At 28.9% G+C, this 3132-nt stretch carries 3 protein-coding genes; 2 read left to right on the top strand and 1 reads right to left on the bottom strand.

Going from position 1 to position 3132, the window contains the following annotated elements; all coding sequences use genetic code 11:
- Positions 1 to 371, top strand: a 371-nt coding sequence (locus tag ACQCX0_RS01125; protein WP_462562277.1) for a hypothetical protein, incomplete at its 5' end; no start/stop codon positions are given.
- On the top strand, positions 368 to 1777 hold the full coding sequence (locus ACQCX0_RS01120; protein ID WP_462562276.1) for a sensor histidine kinase: 1410 nt from the start codon (positions 368 to 370) through the stop codon (positions 1775 to 1777). The genes ACQCX0_RS01125 and ACQCX0_RS01120, both read left to right, overlap by 4 nt.
- Before the next feature lie 54 nt (positions 1778 to 1831).
- Here ACQCX0_RS01120 and ACQCX0_RS01115 read toward each other — a convergent pair whose 3' ends face one another.
- Entirely contained in the window at positions 1832 to 3085 is a 1254-nt protein-coding gene (locus ACQCX0_RS01115) for a bifunctional folylpolyglutamate synthase/dihydrofolate synthase (protein WP_462562274.1), read from the bottom strand.
- Between the last annotated feature and the right edge of the window lie 47 nt (positions 3086 to 3132).

The raw sequence follows: 3132 nt of genomic DNA, 5'->3' as shown, positions 1-3132 counted from the left end.
ACACTCTATATTCTCAAAATAAACTAAAACAACTTATAAAAAAAGGTACTTCAAGTAGGTTAACTCTTTTAAAAATGCAACAGGTTGGAATTTCATATAATACTTCTCTTAGAGAATTAGAAAAATTACCCTTAACGGCTGAAGAAACAGAGCTTTATGCTGCCATTACTTTTGCAAGAAAAAAACAACTCGGAGCATTTAACTACTCCTTAACAGAAGTACCTACCAATGAGAATGAACCCTATAATATTAAGGATTTACAGAAATTTCTAAGAACCGGCTTTTCTTATGATATTGTAACCAAGATACTAGATAGTTCTAAAGAAGAACTAGAACAATTATTAGAAGAATTGGGGGTTAAATTTTTATGACTACTATTACTTATCTACAATCAATTATCAATACTCTCCCTCTGGCTGTAGCTTTTTTTAATGCAGAACAAAAGCTATTAATTACTAATAAATTGTTATTTGAGATGTGGAATTTAGATAATGATACCTTAGATAGCAATACTGATATTATAGAATTCTTTGAAATTTTAAGAGAACAAAGGTTATATCCGGAAAAAGATAATTTTAAAGAATTTCGCAAAGACTTACTAAGTTTATTCTCAAATCCTTTAGATATGCCTTTACATAATCATTTAATTTTAGTAAACGGTAAAAATATAGAAGAAAAAATTACCAAAGAATCTGGTGGGATTTTATTTACTTGGGAGGATAAAACTAATCTTTGGGATATTACTTATAATCTAAATAGTCATAAAAATATTTTTAATCGTATTGTAGAAAAACACCCAGAGGCAGTAATCGTAGTAGGAACCAGTGGATTAATAGAACATTATAATACTTTATTCAGTGCTCTTTTCAATTTAAAACTAGATTTCCTACAAAGTACTCCTCATATTACTAATTTTTTTAAAGAAATTACTGCTTTATATGATGATGTTGAGGGAATTTCTTACTTAATCGGAAACTCCTTAAATAATAAAATCTTTTCTATTATTATGCAACGTCTTGATAATATTATCTTAAAGGTACAAGGATTTCCTTTACCTAATGGTAGTAATTTTATAATTTTTCAGAATATTGCTCAAAGTGAACAAACTTCTTATTTAAACCAAGAAGCCTTAGGGGAGAGTTTAAAATCTCTGCAACAAAATTTCCTCCAAGATTTTATTAAAATAGCAGATAACCCTTTGATATCCATTATCGGATTTGCAGATTTACTAAAACATCAATACGTAGGAACCCTCAATCACCGACAACAAGAATATACTACTAAAATTATTACTCAAGCAGAATACCTAAAACAAGAACTAAATTATAAACTGGAACTAGCAATCATTGAAGAAAGCAATCAGGAAATTCTTAAAGAATCCATAGATTTAAATGCCGTTATAGCTTATGTTTTACACCAAATTAAACCTAGATTGTTAGAGAAAAGTCTTAATCTAAAATTAAAAATTCCCGAAGCCTTAAGAAATATTACTTCTAATGCAGATATGCTACAGAAGATATTAACTCTATCAACTTTTTATTTAATTACTCAAAATAATTTCAATAGTATTTTGGAAATAGAAATCTCTCAAAGTACGAATATCACCAAAATTACTCTTAGAGATAATGCAACCTCTCCTTTATTAAGCACCAAAGACTTACAAGAGCGTTTTGATCTTAATCTTGCCTTAACATTAATTAAGAAACTAGGAGGTACCTATGATAGTTTTACCAGAAACCGCCAATATCGTAACTTAGTCATCACCTTTAGTACTTAGTTCTAAAAAAGAAAAACTACCTTAAATAAAGGTTAAACTTTTTAGTATAGTTTATTACTCTATTATTATTTGATTATCTTCTAAAATTTTACCTAATAAATATAAAGAGCCACAAATAAAAATTTTCTTATCTCTATGCGTTGATTTCTTGCTAATTTGTAATAGGGCTTCCCTAACATTTAAGGCAGTATTGAGTTTTACACCCAATTTTAAGGCTCTTTCTTGTATCTCAATTATTGAGAAACTATTTTCATGTAAAAAATTTATAGCATAAATCTTATGGTGTTGCACTTTTGCAATAGTAGCTATAAAGCTCCCTAGGTCTTTGGCTTTTAACATAGAAAATATTATATAAACTTCATGACTAGTATTAAACTTCTTAATATAATTCCACAAAGCCATAACCCCATTACTATTATGGGCACCATCTAGAATAATTTCATCCTCATCTTTAAAAGGAACATTATATAGCTCTTTGACAACCTGTAATCTACTAGGCCAAGCTGTTTGAGCTAGTGCCTGCTTTACTTTTGAAATATCTAAACCAATACTATCTATTGCACTTAGAGCACTAATAGCCAGAGCTGCATTATGATATTGGTGTTCCCCTAATAAACTTAATTTTTTTAAGTCAAACACCCTATTATCTCTTAAGGTTAAGATATTGCCTGCCAAACAATATGAATTACCAGCTATAATACTCTTCTTTACCTGTTTTTGTTCAGCTAGAGTCTTAATCACTGTCATAACTTCAGCATTTTGGTAATCTGTAGCTAAAATAGTATTTCTTTTTATTATTTCTGCTTTTTCTGCTGCAATCTCAGTTAGCGTATTCCCTAAATATTCTCTATGATCATAATCTATAGCGGTTAAAATACAGAGCAAGGGACTTTCTATAACGTTTGTAGCATCAAGTCTACCTCCAAGACCGGTTTCTAATAAAGTAAAATCAGCAGAATTATGATAAAACACAAAAAGAGCTATCACCGTATGTTTCTCAAAAATTGATAATCCTGTATATTCTTTATACTGTGCTAATGTTTTATCTATTTCTTGGTAATAAGTATCTGTAATCAATTTACCTTTTATTCTGATTCTCTCATTCATTCTTACTAAATGAGGAGACGTAAAAACATTAACTGAAAAATCATGTGCTTCAAGTATTGCTCTCATAAAAGCAATAGTAGAACCTTTCCCATTAGTCCCAGCTACATGAATAACATTTAAAATTTTATTCTGAAAATTTCCTAGTTTGTCTAGAAAATTTTTCATATTCTCTAAAGCTAGAATATATTTAGTCTGGATCATTAATTAGATATTACTATTATTATTATTAAGGCACAAGATGGTTTACA

The sequence above is a fragment of the Candidatus Hepatincolaceae symbiont of Strigamia maritima genome, from assembly GCF_055505085.1.
The sequence above is the reverse complement of the archived record's forward strand: the minus strand, read 5'-3'. Positions and strand labels throughout refer to the sequence as shown.

What these genes read in the sequence shown, in the direction of transcription:
- ACQCX0_RS01120 (WP_462562276.1), top strand. Translation starts at nt 368, where the DNA reads ATGACTACTATTACTTATCTACAATCAATTATCAATACTCTCCCTCTG.
- ACQCX0_RS01115 (WP_462562274.1), bottom strand. Translation starts at nt 3,085, where the DNA reads ATGATCCAGACTAAATATATTCTAGCTTTAGAGAATATGAAAAATTTT.